This window comes from Streptomyces sp. NBC_00083 (assembly GCF_026343295.1).
Taxonomy (GTDB): domain Bacteria; phylum Actinomycetota; class Actinomycetes; order Streptomycetales; family Streptomycetaceae; genus Streptomyces.
The window spans coordinates 633,744-652,575 of sequence record NZ_JAPELY010000003.1; the positions used below are offsets into that span (position 1 = coordinate 633,744).

15 protein-coding genes are annotated in these 18,832 nt (G+C 73.1%); 11 read left to right on the forward strand and 4 right to left on the reverse strand.

Going from position 1 to position 18,832, the window contains the following annotated elements:
• Positions 1-364: 364 nt before the first annotated feature.
• Positions 365-1,594, reverse strand: coding sequence for a YhgE/Pip domain-containing protein (locus tag OOJ98_RS26745; RefSeq protein ID WP_267058255.1), 1,230 nt, complete (start codon positions 1,592-1,594; stop codon positions 365-367).
• Positions 1,595-2,154: 560 nt separating this feature from the next.
• Here OOJ98_RS26745 and panD point away from each other — a divergent pair.
• Entirely contained in the window at positions 2,155-2,610 is a 456-nt protein-coding gene (panD, locus tag OOJ98_RS26750; RefSeq protein ID WP_267057586.1) for an aspartate 1-decarboxylase, read from the forward strand.
• Positions 2,611-2,705: 95 nt separating this feature from the next.
• Entirely contained in the window at positions 2,706-3,635 is a 930-nt protein-coding gene (locus OOJ98_RS26755; RefSeq protein WP_323177941.1) for an aspartate/glutamate racemase family protein, read from the forward strand.
• Positions 3,636-4,029: 394 nt separating this feature from the next.
• Here the strand turns inward: OOJ98_RS26755 and gndA are convergent, their stop codons facing one another.
• Positions 4,030-5,472 carry an NADP-dependent phosphogluconate dehydrogenase gene (gndA, locus tag OOJ98_RS26760; RefSeq protein WP_267057587.1) on the reverse strand — a complete coding sequence of 481 codons (1,443 nt, stop codon included), beginning with the start codon at positions 5,470-5,472 and terminating at the stop codon, positions 4,030-4,032.
• Positions 5,473-5,703: 231 nt separating this feature from the next.
• Here gndA and OOJ98_RS26765 point away from each other — a divergent pair, with 231 nt between their 5' ends.
• Positions 5,704-6,927: a transglycosylase family protein gene (locus tag OOJ98_RS26765; RefSeq protein WP_267057588.1), complete on the forward strand. Its 1,224-nt coding sequence runs from the start codon at positions 5,704-5,706 to the stop codon at positions 6,925-6,927.
• Here OOJ98_RS26765 and OOJ98_RS26770 read toward each other — a convergent pair.
• Positions 6,897-7,874 carry a DMT family transporter gene (locus OOJ98_RS26770; protein WP_267057589.1) on the reverse strand — a complete coding sequence of 326 codons (978 nt, stop codon included), beginning with the start codon at positions 7,872-7,874 and terminating at the stop codon, positions 6,897-6,899. The genes OOJ98_RS26765 and OOJ98_RS26770 overlap by 31 nt on opposite strands.
• Before the next feature lie 318 nt (positions 7,875-8,192).
• On the opposite strand from OOJ98_RS26770, the gene OOJ98_RS26775 reads away from it, so the two are divergent.
• The 3 genes from OOJ98_RS26775 to OOJ98_RS26785 all read left to right on the forward strand — a co-directional run bounded on the left by OOJ98_RS26775 (position 8,193) and on the right by OOJ98_RS26785 (position 10,654).
• On the forward strand, positions 8,193-8,435 hold the full coding sequence (locus OOJ98_RS26775; protein ID WP_267057590.1) for a hypothetical protein: 243 nt from the start codon (positions 8,193-8,195) through the stop codon (positions 8,433-8,435).
• A 1-nt stretch (position 8,436) separates the two neighbouring features.
• Positions 8,437-8,985, forward strand: coding sequence for a Clp protease N-terminal domain-containing protein (locus OOJ98_RS26780; RefSeq protein WP_267057591.1), 549 nt, complete (start codon positions 8,437-8,439; stop codon positions 8,983-8,985).
• 142 nt (positions 8,986-9,127) lie between these two features.
• Positions 9,128-10,654 (forward strand): SDR family NAD(P)-dependent oxidoreductase, encoded by a 1,527-nt coding sequence (locus OOJ98_RS26785; RefSeq protein ID WP_267057592.1) that lies wholly within the window; start codon positions 9,128-9,130, stop codon positions 10,652-10,654.
• An 87-nt stretch (positions 10,655-10,741) separates the two neighbouring features.
• Here the strand turns inward: OOJ98_RS26785 and OOJ98_RS26790 are convergent, their stop codons facing one another.
• Complete coding sequence (locus OOJ98_RS26790; protein ID WP_267057593.1) at positions 10,742-11,335, reverse strand: inositol oxygenase family protein; 594 nt, start codon at positions 11,333-11,335, stop codon at positions 10,742-10,744.
• Positions 11,336-11,677: 342 nt separating this feature from the next.
• On the opposite strand from OOJ98_RS26790, the gene OOJ98_RS26795 reads away from it, so the two are divergent.
• The 5 genes from OOJ98_RS26795 to OOJ98_RS26815 all read left to right on the forward strand — a co-directional run bounded on the left by OOJ98_RS26795 (position 11,678) and on the right by OOJ98_RS26815 (position 18,700).
• The gene (locus tag OOJ98_RS26795) at positions 11,678-11,851 is read left to right on the forward strand and encodes a hypothetical protein (RefSeq protein WP_267057594.1); all 174 of its coding nucleotides are present in this window, start codon (positions 11,678-11,680) and stop codon (positions 11,849-11,851) included.
• A gap of 172 nt (positions 11,852-12,023) precedes the next feature.
• Complete coding sequence (locus tag OOJ98_RS26800; RefSeq protein WP_267057595.1) at positions 12,024-14,072, forward strand: S9 family peptidase; 2,049 nt, start codon at positions 12,024-12,026, stop codon at positions 14,070-14,072.
• 138 nt (positions 14,073-14,210) lie between these two features.
• Positions 14,211-15,377: a DUF6777 domain-containing protein gene (locus OOJ98_RS26805; protein WP_267057596.1), complete on the forward strand. Its 1,167-nt coding sequence runs from the start codon at positions 14,211-14,213 to the stop codon at positions 15,375-15,377.
• Between the two features lie 124 nt (positions 15,378-15,501).
• On the forward strand, positions 15,502-16,533 hold the full coding sequence (locus OOJ98_RS26810; RefSeq protein WP_267058257.1) for a hypothetical protein: 1,032 nt from the start codon (positions 15,502-15,504) through the stop codon (positions 16,531-16,533).
• A gap of 175 nt (positions 16,534-16,708) precedes the next feature.
• The gene (locus OOJ98_RS26815; RefSeq protein ID WP_267058258.1) at positions 16,709-18,700 is read left to right on the forward strand and encodes a SpoIIE family protein phosphatase; all 1,992 of its coding nucleotides are present in this window, start codon (positions 16,709-16,711) and stop codon (positions 18,698-18,700) included.
• The last annotated feature ends 132 nt before the right edge of the window (positions 18,701-18,832 follow it).

An 18,832-nucleotide genomic window follows, 5' to 3' on the forward strand; every position in this document is an offset into this window, starting at 1 on the left:
TGAACGCACAGGACCGAAAACATGAAAACGTCCGCAGATCAGGATCGCCTCTTCGTAGACTCCTACAGTCCATCTCGGTTACGGGACAAGGGATTTGACGGGCCGCAGCGGCCGAACACGGGTGAGGTTCACCCGAACGGCGCGGCGAGGGCGCGTGGCAGCCGCCGCCGGGCGCGGGACGAGACCGACCCGGCCGAAGCCGCCAGGGCCCCCGACTGGGCGCCCTCCACTCCCGGCGGTAGCGGCTCCCGCTCGCCGGGCAACTGAACGGCCCTCGGAGCCCCCGGTGTCGCGTCATCAAGCTGGTCCGTGATCAGGACGCTTGACCTGATGGCTAGGCGCATGGCTCGGGCGGGCCGGTTCCTCAGGCGGGCTGGGGCGTGAGGCGCTTGTGGCCCTTGCGGTCGTAGTAGCGGGTCATGGCGAAGCCGAAGGCAAGGGCGAGGACGGTGCCGACGGCGATCATCAGCCATGCGCGGCCGAGGCCGGCGTCGCCCCGTGCGCCGAAGTACAGGATCGCGCGGGTTCCGTCGCTGAGCTGGCGCATCGGCTCGAAGTGGGACAGGAAGCGGTAGAAGCCGGGGACGGCCTGGAGCGGGATGGTGGCCCCCGACGACGGGAGGCCGAGCACGATGAAGACGAACATGGACACCAGCTGGCCGAGCCCGCCGAACGCGGCGTTGATGGCTTGTACGCCGAGGCCGACGGCGAGGCAGGCGCAGTACGAGTAGACCCACAACAGTGGAATGTGGGAGGCGTCCATGCCGAGGATGGTGACGCAGGCCAGCAGCACGAGGGAACTGCTGATGAGCGTGATGCCCGCGGTCATGACCATTTTCACGAGGAGTGTCTGGGTGCGGTCGACCGGGACGGTGGGGCGGCGGGTGTGCCACGGGCCGATCTCGTTGTCGGCGTAGCCGAGCCCGGTGTCGACTCCGTTGCTGATGACGTTGCCTCCCATGAACCCGGCCAGGACGAGCAGCAGGGTGTAGTAGAAGGCGGTCAGGCCGAGTCCGCTGTGCGTCCCGATGGGGTGGCCCACGACGGTGACGACCCTGACGGGGTCGGTGAGCAGCAGCTTCGTGGTGGGGCCGGCCTGCGCGCCCAGGGAGGCTGTCAGCTGTTTGCCGATGGTGAGCGAGGCCTGCCGGGCGGCCTGGGTGGTGATCTGGGAGGCGAGGGAGGAGCCGAGGCTGCCCTTGCCGGGGTTGGTGAGCACGTTGATCGTCGGCGTCCGCTCGGCGCCCTGCGTCGCGAGGGCGGCCACGGAGTCGGTGAATCGTGGCGGGACGACGAGCGCTCCGTAGATCTTTCCGGAGTCCAGCTGGTCCTGGGCCTGCGCTCGAGTGAGGGCGCGCCATTGTGCCTTGCCGGCCGCGTCGTCGGCGCCGATGGCCGCGGTGATCTGTGCGCCCAGGTTCGCCCGTTGGCCGGGCGGCGGCGCACTTCTGTCATCGTTGACGAGGGCGATGGGCAGGTGGCGCAGATCCTGGCTGGGGTGGACGACGCCGCCCATGTAGAGGAGGGACAACAGCAGGGCGAGCAGCCCGGTGAGGATCGTCGGCACCAGCCACAGCCGTGGACGGCGCACCAGTGTGGCGGCGCGTACTCCGGGGGAGCCGGTGCCAGAAGGTCCCGAACCGGCACGGCCGGGTCCCGGAGCGGCGGGGTCTGGAGCGCTGGGCACGGGCATCGGTCTCCGTACTTCCCGCAGGTGCGGGGGAGTTGGTTCTCGGCTGCGGCCGACAGGACGCGTGAGGCCCGTCGGTCGCACGGGGCACCAGCATGCCGCTCGGCGTGGTGCGAACCGTGGCACGGCTCGCCCTGTGTTCCTGCGACGCGGCGGACGTTGCCGACAGGGCGCCCCAGGGTGGCGGCGGGGCGGGGCGGGGCGGCGGCCGCGGGCGTGACGGTGATCACGGACGCCCTCCGGAGGCGAGGTGGCTGCGTACCCTGGTGGGGTCGTTGCGGTGGACGGGGGAGTGCGAAGGCTCGCGCCGGTCGCCCGGCGGTGTGTCAGGGAAGCCTGCGAGTGGTCAGTACGAGTTCCGGGACCTTGGGGACCGCTGTCCGGGCATGCGACTCGTTGTAGGGTAGGAAACAGCCCTTGACCTGCAAAAACGTGGGCAGGGAGCCTAATCCGGGAGCGCCTCGATGATGCGTACGATGTTCAAGTCCAAGATCCACCGAGCCACCGTCACCCAGGCCGACCTGCACTACGTCGGCTCCGTGACCGTGGACGCGGAGTTGATGGAGGCGGCGGATCTGCTGCCCGGTGAGCTGGTCCACATCGTCGACATCGACAACGGCAGCCGCCTGGAGACGTACGTCATCGAGGGCGAGCGCGGCTCCGGTGTCATCGGGATCAACGGGGCCGCCGCCCATCTCGTGCACCCCGGGGACCTGGTGATCCTCATCAGCTACGCCCAGATCGACGACATCGAGGCGCGGGCGTTCAAGCCCAGCGTGGTGCATGTGGACGGCGACAACCGCATCGTCCAGCTCGGCACCGACGCCTCCGCCCCCGTCCCCGGCAGCGACCAGCAGCGCAGCCCGCACGCCCGGATCCCGGCGCCGCAGAACCCGTCGGAGAGCGCCCCGCAGGGCTGAAGGCGCGCCCAGCCCGGCACCGCGTCCGGCGGAGAGGACCCGCGCCTCCAAGAGGGCCCACGCCTTGGAGAGGCACCTTGGAGAGGAGCAGCACCATGGTGGAGATACGGGACGACCGTTCGCGGGGTCCGCTCACCGCGTCCGAGGACGGTCACGAGGCCGGCCGCGTCGACCGCGTCACGCTCGACGCGAAGAGCGGCCCGCCGAGCGCGACGCTCGCGCTCCTGCACACCTCCTCCGCGCACGTTCCGGTCTTCGACGCCCTGCGCGTCGAGGAGGCGCCGGACCTCGGACTGCGGCACCTCGTCCATCCTCAACTGCTCGACAGGGCACGGGAGTCGGGGCCCGACGCGGTCGCCGGCGCCGTGCGGGACGTCCTGGCCGACGCGGTGGCCGGGGGAGCGGACGCGGTCCTGTGCACCTGCTCCACGATCGGCGCCGTCGCCGAGACGGCTTCCGCCTCGCTCGGTGTTCCGGTCCTCCGCGTCGACCGGCCGATGGCCGCGGCCGCCGTCGCGCACGGCGGCCGGATCGCGGTGGTGGCCACGGTCGAGTCCACCCTGGAGCCGACCGCGGCGCTGATCCGCGAGGAGTTCGCGGCGCGGGTGGAGGGTGCGAGCCACGAGGTGGGGGCGGCCTCCGGGGCGAGGGGGGTTCGCCGCCGGGCGGGCGCCGGTCGCGACGGGGACGCGCATCGCGCTGCGATCGGAGTCCCGCCCGTCGCCCAACGCCTGGGCGACCACCTGACCCCCCACACCCCCCTCGCCCCCCACACCCCCCTCGCCCTCCACACCGTCCTGGCCCGGGACGCCTGGCCGCACTTCGAGGCGGGTGACACCGACGCGTACTGCGCGGAGATCGCCCGCACCGTGGACGCGCTGCGCGACGTCGACGTCGTCGTCCTCGCGCAGGCCTCGATGGCCCCCGCCGTCGCACGGGTCACGACCCGCGTTCCCGTGCTGGCCAGCCCCCGGCTCGGCTTGCGGGCGGCGGCAGCCGCGGCGGGACCGACCCGGACGGGTTGAACCGGCGGGCGCCGGGCAGGCGCGCGGGTGAAGCTGAACTCGAACCTTGAGGAGGCCGACCATGACCGTGCCGCACCCGGAACCGACCCCGCCGTGGCCCACACCGCTGCCCGACCCCGAACCGGGACCGATCCCCAACCCCGGTCCTGGGCCCGGCCCCGATCCGGTCCCGCCGAGGCCCGGCCCCGGTCCCGACCCGCAGCCTCCGGGCCCGGGGCCCGACCCCAGGCCCCCGCAGCCGGACCCGGACCCCGCCGTGCCGGACCCCGTGCCCCAGCCCCCGGGCCCCGACCCCGTACCGGGCCCGCCGCAGCCGGAGCCGGCGGGCTGAGCTCCCGTACACGGGCCCCCGCAGCCGGAACCTCAGGCTGCGGGGGCCCGTGCCTGTGCGCCGTCAGCCCGCGTCCACCTCCGAACGGTCCCCGCCCCACAGCGTGTGGAATGAGCCCTCGCGGTCGGTGCGGCGGTAGGTGTGCGCGCCGAAGAAGTCACGCTGGCCCTGGGTGAGGGCCGCCGGGAGGCGCTCGGCGCGCAGCGCGTCGTAGTAGGCGAGCGCCGCCGAGAAGCCCGGCACCGGTACGCCGTGGCGGGTGGCCGCCACGATCACCGCGCGCCAGTCGTCCTGCGCCGCCCCGATCTCGTCGCCGAAGCGCTTGTCCGACAGCAGGCTGGGCAGCTCGGGCTGGGCGTCGTAGGCGGCCCGGATGCGGTCGAGGAACGCGGCCCTGATGATGCAGCCCGCGCGCCAGATCGCCGCCACCGCGCCCGGATCGACCTCCCAGTCGTAGTTCTGGCTGCCCGCCTGGACCTGGTGGAAGCCCTGCGTGTACGACACGATCTTGGACGCGTACAGCGCCTGCTCGACCTGATCGGCGAAGGCCGCGGCCTCCTTCTCGTCCAGCGGGGCCACCGAGGGGCCGGTCAACGAGCGGGCGGCCTCCCGCAGTTCGGCGTGGCCCGAGAGCGAGCGGGCGAACACGGCCTCCGCGATCCCCGACACCGGCACCCCGAGGTCGAGCGCGATCTGCACCGTCCAGCGGCCGGTGCCCTTCTGCTCCGCCTGGTCCTCGACCACGTCGACGAACGGCTTCCCGGTCGCCGCGTCGACATGGGCCAGCACCTCGGCCGTGATCTCGATCAGATACGAGTCGAGCCGCCCGGTGTTCCAGCCGCGGAACGTCTCGGCGATCTTCTCGGGGGAGTAGCCGGCGACCGTGCGCAGCAGGTGGTAGGCCTCCGCGATGAGCTGCATGTCGGCGTACTCGATGCCGTTGTGCACCATCTTCACGAAGTGGCCCGCACCGTCCGGGCCGACATGGGTGACGCACGGGGCGCCGTCGGGGGCCTTCGCCGCGATCCGTTCCAGGAGCGGGCCGAGGGACTTGTAGGACTCGGCCGAGCCGCCGGGCATGATGCTCGGCCCGTTCAGGGCGCCCTCCTCGCCGCCCGAGATGCCGACGCCCACGAAGTGGATGCCGCGCTCGCGCAGTTCGCGCTCGCGCCTGCGGGTGTCCTCGAAGTGGGCGTTGCCGCCGTCGATGATGACGTCGCCCTTGTCGAGCAGGGGCGCGAACTCCTTGATGACCGCGTCCGTCGGGTCGCCCGCCTTGACCATGATCACGAGACGGCGCGGCCGTTCGAGCGCGGCCACGAAGTCCTCCGGCGATTCGGCCGCGACGAAGCTGCCCTCGGAACCGAACTCCTCGACCAGCGCGCGGGTCTTGGCGGCCGTCCGGTTGTGGACCGCGACCGTGAAACCGTTGCGCGCGAAGTTGCGGGCGAGGTTGCGGCCCATGACCGCGAGTCCGGTGACGCCGATCTGGGCTGTTCCACTCATGCGTGTGCTCCTGGATCCTCGGGGTTCGCGGCGCCACGAGCAACCGTCACGACGCGCGGTTGCCGCCCACCCTACGGAACGCAGCACGTCAGGCGGGATGGACCGGGTGCCCGACACGGGCGGCGAAAGTCCCGCGGGGTCCCGGGTGCGGCCCTCTGTTCGTCCGACCCCTTGTCATGGCCGGTTGGCAGCCCCTATTTTGGCGGCTCTTGATGCCTTCGAGGGGGACTCATGGCCTTACGCGGCCGGCACCGCCGGTATCAGCCGAGCCGGATCAACCAGGCGTCCCTGACGGTCACGGCCGGCGGGGTGGGCATCGCCCTTCCGCTGATCGCGGCCGGCACCGCGGACGCCGCGTCCGTCGACGTGTGGAGCAAGGTCGCGGCCTGCGAGTCGTCGAACAGCTGGCACATCAACACCGGCAACGGCTTCTACGGCGGGCTCCAGTTCACCCAGTCCACCTGGGCGGCGTACGGGGGCCGGCAGTACGCGGCGCGCGCTGACCTCGCCACCCGCGACCAGCAGATCGCGGTCGCCGAGAAGGTGCTCAAGGGGCAGGGCCCCGGCGCCTGGCCGGTCTGCTCGGGGGAGGCGGGGCTCACCCGGGGCGGTTCGGCCCCGCACCTGACCACGACGACCCAGCACCGCACCGAGATCAAGCCGGCCGCGCCCCCGGCGGCCAGGGCGCACGCCGCGAAGCCGTCGGCCTCGGCGCCGTCCGCCAAGCCGTCCGCCGCGAAGCAGGCCGAACAGGCCGGCCCCACCAAGGTTCCGGGCGTGCGCGATGCGTACACCGTGGTGCACGGCGACTCGCTCTCCCTGATCGCCGAGCGCGAGCGCGTCCAGGGCGGCTGGCCGCATCTGTACGCCGAGAACCGCACGGTCGTCGGCGCCGACCCCGATCTCATCCGCCCGGGACAGCACCTCACGCTGCCCGGTGCCGCTCCCGCCAAGCCCACGGCCCCGCCCAAGAGCGTGCCCAGGCCCGCCGCGAAGCCCGTGGCGAAGGCGCCCGCGGCCAAGCCCGCGGCGAAGACGGCCGCCAAGTCAGCGGGGTTCACCGCGCCGGTCGACGCGCACCCCAGCACCCCGTACCACAAGGCCGGTTCGTCCTGGGCGAGCGGCTACCACACCGGCGTCGACTTCCCCGTCTCCACCGGCACCTCGGTCAAGGCGGTCACCTCGGGCACGGTCGTCGAGGCGGGCTGGGGCGGCGCGTACGGATACGAGGTGGTGATCCACCACCCCGACGGCCGTTACAGCCAGTACGGGCACCTCTCCGCGCTCACCGTGAAGGCGGGCCAGAAGGTCAACACCGGCCAGCGGATCGGGCGTTCGGGCGCGACGGGCAACGCGACCGGGCCGCACCTCCACTTCGAGATCAGGACCGGCCCGAACTACGGCTCCGATGTGGACCCGCTGGCCTATCTGAGGGCGGGTGGCGTCGCCGTCTGATCCGGGGTGTCCTCCCGGTGATCGGGGGTGCCCTCCCGGGGATCCGGGGTCTTCGCGCGACACTCGTCGCCGGATGGCCGGGCGGGCGGGCCCTCCGTCGTGGCCGGCTCGTCGTGACGGGTGGCGGCGAGCCGCTCCGTGGTGAGCAGGACCAGGCCGCCCGCCGCCACGGCGCCGGATCCGAGGGCGATCGCGGTGCCCGCGACCCCGTACCGGAAGGATTCGCCGAACAGGGTCAAGCCGATCGCCGCGGCGACCACGGGGTTGACGACGGTGACGGTCGCCAGCGGCGCCGCGAGCCCCGCGCCGCGGTAGGAGGCCTGTGAGAGCAGCAGCCCCGCGCACGCGAACCCGGCTGTCGCGCACAGGATGGGCACCTCGTGCAGGGGCAGCCCCGCGTCCCAGTCCTCGGCGACGGACTTGGTGAACACCGAGGCGAGGCCGAACGCGGCGCCCGCCGCCGTGGCGAGCAGGACGCTGCGGGTGGCCGACCTGCGCAGCGCCCGTGAGGCGAGGAAGAGCGCGGCCACCCCGCCGAACCCGGCCGCGACCAGGACGAGCCGTGACTCGGGTGCGAGCACATCGGTGTCCACGCCGCGGGTCAGGACGAGCAGGCCCGCGAGGCCGACGGTGGCCATGACCGCCCCGCGCCAGGCTGCGGCCCCGGCGCTGTGCCGCACGAACACCGCCGACATGGGCAGCGCGAAGACGATGGTGAGCGCGCCCAGGGGCTGCACCAGGGTCAGCGGGCCGAAGGCCAGGGCCGCGACGTGCAGCGTCGCACCCAGCCCGTTGAGAGCGACCGAGCCCCACCACGCCGGGCGGCGCACGGGGGCGTACGCGCTGCTCGGGGCGGAGGCGGCGACGCGCTCCTGAACGATCGCCGCCGCCGCGTACGCGACGGCGGAGACCAGGGACAGCAGCACGGCCAGGACAAGGGCGCTCATGGCTCCCACGATGTCTCGTTGTGGACCCCGTGTCGTCGTCCCTGAGCACCGAATGCGCCGTACTCCAGGAGGAGTAGAGAGATACGACCGGAGTCGCCCCAGATATCGGACTTTCAGTAAAACCGCAGCTCAAAATGGGCGTCAAGAGGAGCGGAAGAACGGCTTCCGCCCGTGGGGGGCCGCCGGTGAGCCGCTGGTGAAACATGCCTGTCCACGGGCCCGGATCCGGCCATGGTGTGGTCGTGCCATGGTGGCACGTACTGCCATGCGTGTCAGGATTCCTTGACACTCTCCTTCTGTCAGGGCAACCTGACGTCCATGGGAGCTGAGGACACACCGGCCTCGCTGGCCGGACAAGTCACCAACAAGGACCCCGCCGTCGGACTCGCGGCGGTCGTCGCGCTGCGCCGCCTCCTGGAGGAACTGGAGCGCGTCCACGTGGACAACGCCCGCGAACAGGGCTGGTCCTGGCAGAACATCGCCACCTCGCTGCAGGTCAGCAGGCAGTCGGTGCACGAAAAGCATGCGAGCAGGCGCAAAGCCACGGGCAAGGAGGACTGAGGTGTTCGAGTTTTTCACCGAGCGGGCCAGGAGGGCGATCGTGGCGTCGCAGGACGAGGCGATCGCTCTGGGCCACGATTTCATCGGCACCGAGCACATCCTGCTGGGGCTCGCCGGAACCGAGGACGGCACGGCGGGGCAGGTGCTCGCCGCGCAGGGCGTGGCCGTGGACCGGGTCCGCGCGGAGACCGTACGGGTCCTGGAGGCGGCCGGGGTGCCGAGCACCGGCGGGCAGCCGGCCAAGGACGCCCTCGCCTCGATCGGCATCGACGTCGAGGAGATCAAGCGCCAGGCCGACAACGCCTTCGGACCGGGCGCCTTCCAGTACCCGCGGCCCGCCTACACGCCCCGCGCCAAGAAGGTCCTCGAAGCCACCCTGCGCGAGGCCGAGGAGCTCGGGCACGACCGTTTCGGTACCGAGCACATGCTGCTCGGCCTGCTGGCGGCGGGCGACGGCGGCCGCGGGGTCGAGGTGCTGACGGCCCTCGGCGCGGACCGGGCGCGGCTGCGCGCGGCGGTCCTGGCCGCGATCGCACCCCCCAGCGCGTAGATCACCGGAGGCCCGCCGCCTCCGCCGCCCCCGCTCGCCCCGCTCCTGCCGGGGCGAGCGGTTTGGTGCGGAGGGGGGTCGCTCCGTACCATGGCGCTTTTGGGAACTTGATATTCACGAGTGATCGAGGAACGCGGCGGCCATGACGGTGACAGAGGACTTCCAGGACCAGGAGCACGGTCCCGGTGTCGACGAGCGGCCCGGCCAGGGCGTCGATCCGGACTTCGGCCCCGGTATCGACCCCGAGCGGCTCGCGCTCTGCCTGAGTGTGCTCGCCGAACTCGACACGATCGACGTCGACCACCCCGACGCGATCGCCGTGCGCCGCGCCACCGCCGGCGTCTACCGCACCGTGAAGCAGCGCCGCCGACAGGAGCGCCGCGCCGCCAAGACCGCCCACGACCGGGCCGTCACCGAGGCGACCGCCACCGGCTCGGCCGAGCGCATCGACGACGAGACCGAGGGCCTGCTGCCCAGCTCCTCCGTGACCGGCGAGATCGCGGGCATACTCCAGCGCCCCCGCTCCTGCTACATCTGCAAGGGCCGGTACGTCGAGGTCGACGCGTTCTACCACCAGCTCTGCCAGCCGTGCGCCGCCATGAACCGCGCCCGCCGCGACGCCCGCACGGACCTCTCCGGCAAGCGCGCCCTGCTCACCGGCGGCCGCGCGAAGATCGGCATGTACATCGCGCTGCGGCTGCTGCGCGACGGCGCGCACACCACCATCACCACGCGCTTCCCCAAGGACGCCATCCGCCGCTTCAAGGCGATGGAGGACTCCGCCGAGTGGATGCACCGCCTCGAAGTCGTCGGCATCGACCTGCGCGACCCGGCGCAGGCGGTCGCCCTCGCCGAGCAGACCGCGCAGCGCGGCCCGCTGGACATCCTGATCAACAACGCCACCCAGACCGTGCGCCGGCTGCCCTCCGCCTACGCCGCCCTGGTGGAAGGCGAGAGCGCCGCGCTCCCGGCCGGCGAGCTGCCCGCGCACCACGTCATCGGGGCCTTCAACTCCGGCGCCGTGGACGGTCTGACCGCGCTTCCCGTCGGCGCCTCCGGGCTCGACGCCCAGCGGGTCGCCGACCTCGCCCTCACCGCGGGCAACGCCAGCCTCGCCCGCTACCAGGACGGCACCGCCCTCGACGCGGGCGGTCTCCTGCCGGACGTCGTCGACAGCAACACCTGGGTGCAGTCCATCGACCAGATCTCCCCGGTCGAGCTCCTGGAAACCCAGCTGTGCAACTACACGGCGCCGTTCATCCTGATCAGCATGCTCCGCCCGGCGATGGCCGACGCCGCCCGCAAGGCGCCGAACGGCCGCGCCTACGTGGTCAACGTGTCGGCGATGGAGGGCGTGTTCAGCCGCGGCTACAAGGGCGCGGGACACCCCAACACCAACGCCGCCAAGGCCGCCATGAACATGGTCACGCGCACCAGCGGCCAGGAGATGTTCGAGACCGACAAGATCCTCGTGACGTCGGTCGACACCGGCTGGATCACCGACGAGCGTCCGCACCACGACAAGCTCCGCCTCGCCGAGGAGGGCTTCCACGCCCCGCTCGACCTGGTCGACGGCGCGGCCCGCGTCTACGACCCGATCGTCCGCGGCGAGCTGGGCGAGGACCTGCACAGCGTCTTCCTCAAGGACTACCGGCCCGGCAACTGGTAGGCCCGGGGCCGGCCACGGGCCATGACGAAGGGGCGCCGCGCGCACATCGCGGCGCCCCTTCGGCGTCGGCGGGCCGGGCCCGTGGCGTCAGCGGCCGCTGCCCGACGGCGCCCCGGCCCGCCCCGCGACGAGTTCCAGAACCGGACGCCAGTCGTCCATGACACCCGCGTCGAGGCCGACGACCTTTCCCGCGTCGTCCGCCTGCCGCAGGATCACCGCGTCATCGGCCAGCGGGTCACGGGCGAAGGCCGCCGCCTCCTCGGGCCCCATCACCCCGCCCTGGGCGCGCAGGGTGAGGGCGCTCTGCGGCGAGAGCGTACGGTCCGGTTCGACCGCCGCCAGATAACGCTTCGCGGCCACGTGCAGCTGCACGAGCCGGGCCACCCGCGCGCCGAGCAGCGGACGCACCGCCCGCGCCGCGGTGTCGGCGTGTCCGGCGTCATCACCCGGACGGAGCACATGGCCCAGATCGTGCACGAGCCCCGCGACCTGCAGTTCCTTGTCGGCCGGATGGGAGCGGCGCAGGAGGTGCGCGGTCTGGAGCGCGTGGTCGTGGAGGTCGACCGGATCGCCGCTGCGGTCGGGGGTGTCCCAGGCGCCGCGGCAGGAACGGAGGAGCTCCATCAGCTCCTCGACCGAGCCCACCGACCGCTCCGTACCGGGTCCGCTGGACAGCTCCATGTGTTCCCCTCCCCGCGCGCGGCAGCCGACCCGGTGAGCAGATCATGGCGGGTGAACGCCGGGCTGAACTCCCGGCGAAGGAAAGTTGACGCAAAGGAAGTGGCCCTATCGAGCGCGACCGCGCTCATTTGGTTACTCTGGTGCGCACGGTAGCCACGGCGGGTCCACCAACCCTCCAGGCCCGTTCCGGATCCGTCCCGCAACCTGTGGCCGTGATGCGGACAGAGTGCCGGCGCCACCGCGTCAGAACTGCCCTTGCCCCCGCCCTCGGGTGGACGGAAACCGGGTCGCGGGACGACGCAACCGGGACGCCCAGGGTTACGCGACACAGAGGAGTGCGCGGTGACACCAGAGACGACAGAGCGAGAACGCCGGACACCGGAACGCGGCGGCGACCGCGCCGGCCGGCCCGAGAAGCTCCGTAACATCGAGGTCTGGGCCAGGTCGGCCCCGATCCGCCTCGCCGGTTACGAAGAGGACCTCGCCGAGCCGCACATCCTGCCCGGCATCGACTGACCCGCGCGATCCACCGGTCCGTGCCCCCTGTCCGCAGGGGGCACGGACCGTGGGGTACCGCCGCCGGGCAGGGGGCAACTCCCTTACCCCGCAAGTGAGGTGAGGGTGTGTCAGTGCATCCCGTGCCCAGCCTTCTTGTCGGCCGGGAGCGCCCGCGGGCAGGATGGCCGGCATGCCCGAGACAGCAGGCGAGCCCACCGCCTTCCACGACCTGTCCGCCTTTCTCGCGACGCCGCGCGTCACGAGCCTCACCCTCTCGCCCGACGGGCGCCGTCTCGTGGCCGCCGTACAGGGCCTCGCCGCCGACGGCACGCGCCGGGTGTCGGCCCTGTGGGACATCGACCCCGCCGCGCAGCGCGAACCCGTCCGGCTGACCCGGTCCCGCGCGGGTGAATCCGCACCCGCGTTCGCCGCGGACGGCACCGTGTACTTCCTTTCCGAGCGCGACGACAACGGCCCCGCCGGGGCGAAGGGCGACGCCGGGGGCCACGGCGTGTGGGCGCTGCCCGAGCACGGCGAGGCGCGCCTGACGGTCCGTCACCCCGGGGGCGTCACCGGATTCGGGGTCGCCAGGGACGCCGGGGCCCTCGTCTACACCGCAGGGCTGCTGCCCGGTGCGACCGACGCCGCGTCCCACGGCAAGCTGCGCGACGCCCGCGCCGGAGCCGGGGTCACCGCGATCCTCTACGAGTCGGGGATGACCCGGTTCTGGGACTCCGACCTCGGCCCCGACGAGCCGCACACCTTCGTCCGCGGCGCTCGCGAGGGCGGCCGGGCCCCCGGCGGGGACGACGCCCCGGTCGTGGACGCCGGCGCGCAGGGCTTCGTCGTCGAGTCCGAGCCGGCCCTCTCGCCCGACGGCACACGGGTCGCCTACGCCCGCTTCGTGCACGGCCACGTGCCCGACGGCAACCGTACGGTCGTGGTGGTCGCCGACGCCGCCACCGGCGAGGAGCTGCACCTCGTCGACCGGGACGGATACCAGTACAGCGCCCCGCTGTTCACCGCCGACGGCGCCGCCGTGCTGTGCGTCCGCGAGCTGATGGCCACGTACGAGAGGCCCTTCTCCTCCACCCTGGTCCGCATCGCCCTGCCGGGCGGCGCCGAGAGCGACCTCCTGGCGGAGTGCGACCACTGGCCCCTGGAGGCGCTGCCCTCGCCGCGCCCCGACGACGAGACCCTCTGGTTCACGGCCGACGAACTCGGCCACGCGCCCGTCTTCCGGCGCGACCCGGACGGCACGGTCACCCGGCTCACCGCCTCCGGCGCGTACACCTCGCTGTGTGTGGCACCCGACGGCCGCACCCTGTACGCGCTGCGCAGCGCCGTCGACGCGCCGCCCGCCCCGGTGCGCCTCGACGCCGCCGCGCCCGACCAGGAACCCGTCGCGCTCAAGGCGCCCGGCGGCGTGGGGCGGCTGCCGGGCACCCTGACCGAGGTGCACACCACCGGCGACGACGGGTTCCCGCTCCGCTCCTGGCTGGTGCTGCCCGAGGGCGCCCGCGCCGGACGGCCCGCCCCGCTGATCGTCTTTCCGCACGGCGGCCCCCAGTCCTCCTGGAACTCCTGGACCTGGCGCTGGAACCCGTGGCCCTTCGCGGCCCGCGGCTACGCCGTCCTGCTGCCCGACCCCGCGCTCTCCACCGGCTACGGGCCGCGGATGCACGAGCGCGGCTGGGGCCAGTGGGGCGGCCGGCCCTACCGGGACCTGATGGCGATGACCGACACCGCCGAGGCGCGCCCCGACATCGACGCGACGCGCACCGGCCTCGCCGGGGCCTCGTACGGCGGCTACATGGCCAACTGGATCGCGACCCGCACCGACCGCTTCAGGGCGATCGTCTCCCAGGCGGCGCCCTGGGAGCTGCGTTCCTGGCAGGGCGACGCGGACGCCTCGATGTACTTCCGGCGGATCTTCGGGGACCCCCTGACCACGCCGGAACGGTACGAGCAGGACACCCCCGCCCTCGCGGCCGACCGCATCCGCACGCCGATGCTCGTGGTGCACGGGGGCAAGGACTACCGGGTGCCCGTCGGCCAGGGCATGGCGCTCTTCCAGGACCTCCAGCGCCTCGGCGTCCCCGTGAAGTTCCTGCACTTCCCCGACGAGGGCCACTGGATACTCGGTCCGGGCCACGCCCGGCTCTGGTACGCCGCCCTGCTCAACTTCTTCGACCACCACGTGCTCGGAGCCCCCTGGCGCCGCCCCGAGCTGCTGTGACGCACCCGGGAGGCGACCGGGCCGCGCGTCCGGCGTGCGGGGGGTGACTCACCCGTTTCGCCCTGTCCCTTTGCGCGCGGCGCACGCCTGCCGCACACAATGAGGGGTCAACTCGGGGCGTACAGGTGGGAGATCCACGTGCCCTCGACCCCGCGCACCATCGCCACTGCCGTCGCCGTGCTCAGCGTCGGCGCCTTCGCCGCCGGATGCGGCGGCGGCGCCAAGGGAGCCGACAGCCGGCAGGACCTGAACCTCCAGCCGGTCGCGGCCCAGGGACCGGACCCGTTCACCCCGTCGACGGCCGAGTCCACGGCGACCCCCACCCCGGCCGCGCCGCCCGGCGCCGGGACCGGCAACCCCACGGCCGGGCTCTCCCCCACGCGTACCGTGTCGGGCTCCACACCGGGCCTGTACGGCGGCACGCAGTCGGTCGCCAGCTGCGACATCGAGAAGCAGATCCGCTTCCTCGGCGGCGACCGGGCCAAGAACCGGGCCTTCGCGGACGCCGCCGGGGTCGACCCCGGTTCGGTCGCGGGGTTCCTGCGCGGTCTGACGCCCGTGGTGCTGCGCGCCGACACCCGCGTCACCAACCACGGCTTCCGCGACGGCGCCGCCACCAGCTTCCAGTCGGTGCTCCAGGCCGGCACCGCGGTCCTCGTGGACGACCACGGCGCGCCCCGGGTGCGATGCGCCTGCGGAAACCCGCTGAAGCCGCCCAACGCCCACCAGGGCAGCTGGAACGACAAGGGCAGGCCCTGGCCCGGCTACCGGGGCGACCGCGTCATCGTGGTGCGGCCCACCACGGTCGTCATCAACAACCTGATCATCGTCAACGTCGTCAACAACACGTGGATCGAGCGGCAGAGCGGCGACGACGGCGGGCGCGACCGCCGTCGTCCCGACATCCACATCGACCCCGTCAAGCCGCCCGTTCCCGAGCCGCCGTCGCCGCCCGCGAGCCCCAGCACCTCGCCGCCGGTCACCAGCCCGCCGCCGAGCCCCGACTGCCCGACGCCCACGCCGACCGTGACGGTCACCGAGACGCCGAGCCCGTCGGCGTCCTCCACGCCGCCCGCACCGCCCAGCCGGCCGGCACCGGACACCAGCGGCTGCCCGACGGCCACCGCGACCGTCACCGCACCGCCGCCCTCGCTCTCCCCGTCGCCGCCCTCGTCCTCGCCCGCCCCGGAGTCGAGCCCGCCCGGCGACCTGCCGTCGCAGCCCGGAGACATCCCGAGCGGGGTGCCGAGCGGGCCCGACGACTACGACATCTACGGGCCCTCGCCCGAGTCGGAGAACGTCTGACCGGCCGGTCCGCCCCGGGCTCGACACGGGGGAGCGACGAAAAGCCGGACCAAGGGGTGCATATAGGCTGCACCCCTTGTCCGACTCGTTCGTCGTCCTCCCCGAGCAGCCAGGAGCGTTCTCCGTGACCGTCGCGATCGACCTGCCCGAACCGTCCGCGCCGCCCATCGGCGAAGTGCACGAGAGCGTGGCGCGCGACGCCCGCGAGTTCGGCGCCTACGCCCGCACCGGCGGCTGGGCGTTCGCCCTGAAGGTGGCGCGCAGCGTGCGCCCCGGCGGGCACGCGGCCGGCGAGACGCCCAAGGTCTCGGCCAAGGAGTTCAGCGCTCTCGCCGACTGCTCCGCCGAGCGCGTCATGCGCTACTACAAGGCGTGGGACAAGGCGTCCGACGACGGCCTCGTCCCGCTCTTCGAGGCGCTCGTACCGGGCGAGGACATCGAACTGCCCGACGCCGACGTGTGGTCGACGTACTACGTGTCGCGCTCCAGCGCGGCCTCCGAACGGGGGAGCGCGATCACGGCGGCCGCCGAGGCCGAGGGCATCCGGCCGACCAAGGCCCTGGAGGTCGCCGAGAACCCCACCGCGCTGCGGGCCGCCATCCTCGCCGACCCCGGCACCGCCCAGGCCGCTCGCACGGCGCTCCTCGACCGCGTCAGGGAAGACCCGGCGTTCCAGACCGAGCTGGCCCGCGACATCGTCCGCGCCGACGAGCTGAAGAAGGCGGTGGCCAGCGAGTCCCGGGCCGCCGACCGCATCGGATACGTCCGCCAGATCGTCGAGAACGGCCAGATCAGGACCCCCGCGGGCCAGACCGTCGAGGCCCCTGCGGAGCTGCGCGCCGAGGCCGAGCGGCACCTGTCGCTCCTCGACGAGCTCGACGGCTCCGAAGAGGCCGGCGAGTGGGCCACCGAGGCGTACGACACCGTCAAGGGCCTGGTCGCCGAGGCCGTCGAGGCCGACCCCGAGCTGCGCGTCCAGGAGCGGCGCACGAAGTTCTACAGCAGCCTGCAGAAGGCGACCAAGGTGTTCGAGGAGCTCACCCTCGACGACGCCGACGACATCTACGAGGACGACATGGTCCAGCGCCTCGAAGCGCTCCAGGCCGCCATCGGCACCTGCATCACCGCCCTGCGCAAGGCGTCCCCCGCGCACTGACACCCGCACGACGCTCCGCCCCCGCCTCCCGCATGCGCGCGATCCTGGCTGCGCCTAGCGTGGCCCCATGGACGTGGCTGAAGGGGGCGGAGGGGCGGCCGACCTGTGCCATTGCGGTGGCCCGGCCGACGGCGAGGAATGCCGCTTCCTTCACTCGTACGGCCCAGACCTGCGCATGGGCAGCTTCGACTGGGACCTGGTCAGTGGCCTCATGCACATGGACGAGCCCGCGCTCGGCGTGTTCGACCTGCGCCCCGACGAGTACGACAACAGACCCGAGACGCTCGCCGCGCGGGTGCCGCCCGCCGAGTCCCTGCGGCTCGACGCGCTCGTCTCGCAGGCGCTCAAGAACGGCAGCGTCAACTACGGCGTGTACTTCCGCATCCGCCGGCGCGACGGCAGCCTGCAGTGGACCCACACCCAGGGCTTCGTACGCCGCGACGAGACCGGCCGCCCGCTGCGCATCGTCGGCATCGTGCGTGACGCCGCCCAGGAACTCGCCGACGCCACCGCCCGGGTCGGCCTCGACGACGAGCGGCGCCGCACCACCAGCGTCGTGGAGGCCACCACCGCGGCCCTCGCGCACGCGCGCACCGTCAAGGACGTCATCGACGTCATGAAGGACTCCCGCGGCCCCGAGTACCTGGGCGCCACCAGCCTGGTGATGGGCCTGCTCGAAGCGGGCCGCATCCACCTCATCGCCGAGGGCCCCGAGGGCAGCTTCGTGCCGGGCACCCGGTGGACCCGGGTCGACGAGCGGTATCCGATGAGCGAGGTGGTACGGACCCTGGCGCCGCGGTTCATCGAGTCGCCGCAGGACTTCGCCGAGTCCTACCCGGGCCTGTGGCCGAACATCAGCGGGCTCGGCATCACCTCCGCCGCCTATCTGCCGCTGATCGCCCAGGCCCGCCCGATCGGCGCGATCGGCCTGCTCTACAGCGACAAGCGCGGATTCAGCAGCGAGGAGCGCAACCTCCTGGTGGCGCTGGGCAGTTCGATCGCGCAGTCCCTCCAGCGAGCCATGCTGTACGAGCAGGAGCACGACCTCGCCGAGGGGCTCCAGCAGGCGATGCTGCCGCGCCGCATCCCCGACGTGCCCGGCGCCCAGCTCGCGGTCCGCTACCGCTCCGCCCGGCTCGGCCGGGACATCGGCGGCGACTGGTACGACGTGGTGCCGCTGCCCGGCGGCCGGGTCGGCGTGGCCATCGGCGACGTACAGGGACACGACACGCATGCCGCGGCGGTCATGGGTCAGCTGCGCATCGTGCTGCGCGCGTACGCGGCCGAGGGCCACTCGCCGGCCACCGTGATCGCGCGCGCCTCGGTCTTCCTGCACGAGCTGGACACCGACCGCTTCGCGACCTGTACGTACGCGGAGGCCGACCTCGGCACCGGTGTGCTGCAGATCGTGCGGGCCGGGCACGTCGACCCGCTGGTGCGCCTGCCGGACGGCAACTGCCGCAGACTGCCGGTGGAGGGCGGCCTTCCGCTGGGGCTGTCCGCCGAGTTCGGCCGGCTCGAATACCCCGTCTCCACGGTCGAACTCGACCCGGGCCAGACCCTGTTGCTCTACACCGACGGCCTCGTGGAGCAGCCGGGCACCGACCTCGACGACGGGATGCAGCTCCTGGCGTCCCTGGTCCGCACGGGGCCCGAGGAGCTCGAGGCGCTCGCGGACCGGCTCTGCGACGTGGTGGACGAGCGGGCCGGCGACGACGACGTGGCGCTGCTGCTCCTGCGCCGGAACACCACGGAGCTGCCGCAGGGCGGCGGCAGACTGCGCCAGCACGTGGCGCAGAACGACCCCGAGGCGCTCAGTTCGTCCCGCCACATGATCCGCGCCGCCGTACGCGCCTGGGGCGCCCGCGAGCGGTCCGACGAGATCGAGCTCGCCGCCGACGAGCTCATCACCAACGCCCTGATGCACACCGACGGCGGCGCGATCGTCACCATCCGGGCGCTGTCCGGGCCCGAACGCCGGCTGCGCGTGGAGGTGGAGGACCGTTCCAGCGCCCTGCCGCGCCGCCGCGAGGCCGGTGCGTCCGGGGTCTCGGGGCGCGGTCTGATGCTGGTGGACCGGCTCGCGGACGTGTGGGGCGTGGAGCCGCGCGGCAGCGGCAAGTGCGTGTGGTGCGAATTCGTCGTCCCGGAGCCGGGGACGGGCTGACGCGCGCGCCCGCGACGGACCCGGGCGGCTCCCGCCGCCCCGCGGAAACCGATCAAGACACGACTCGAAACGCCAAAGTAACCAAAAGTAACGAGCGATTACTTGACCGTAACCGTTCACGAGGGTTTGACT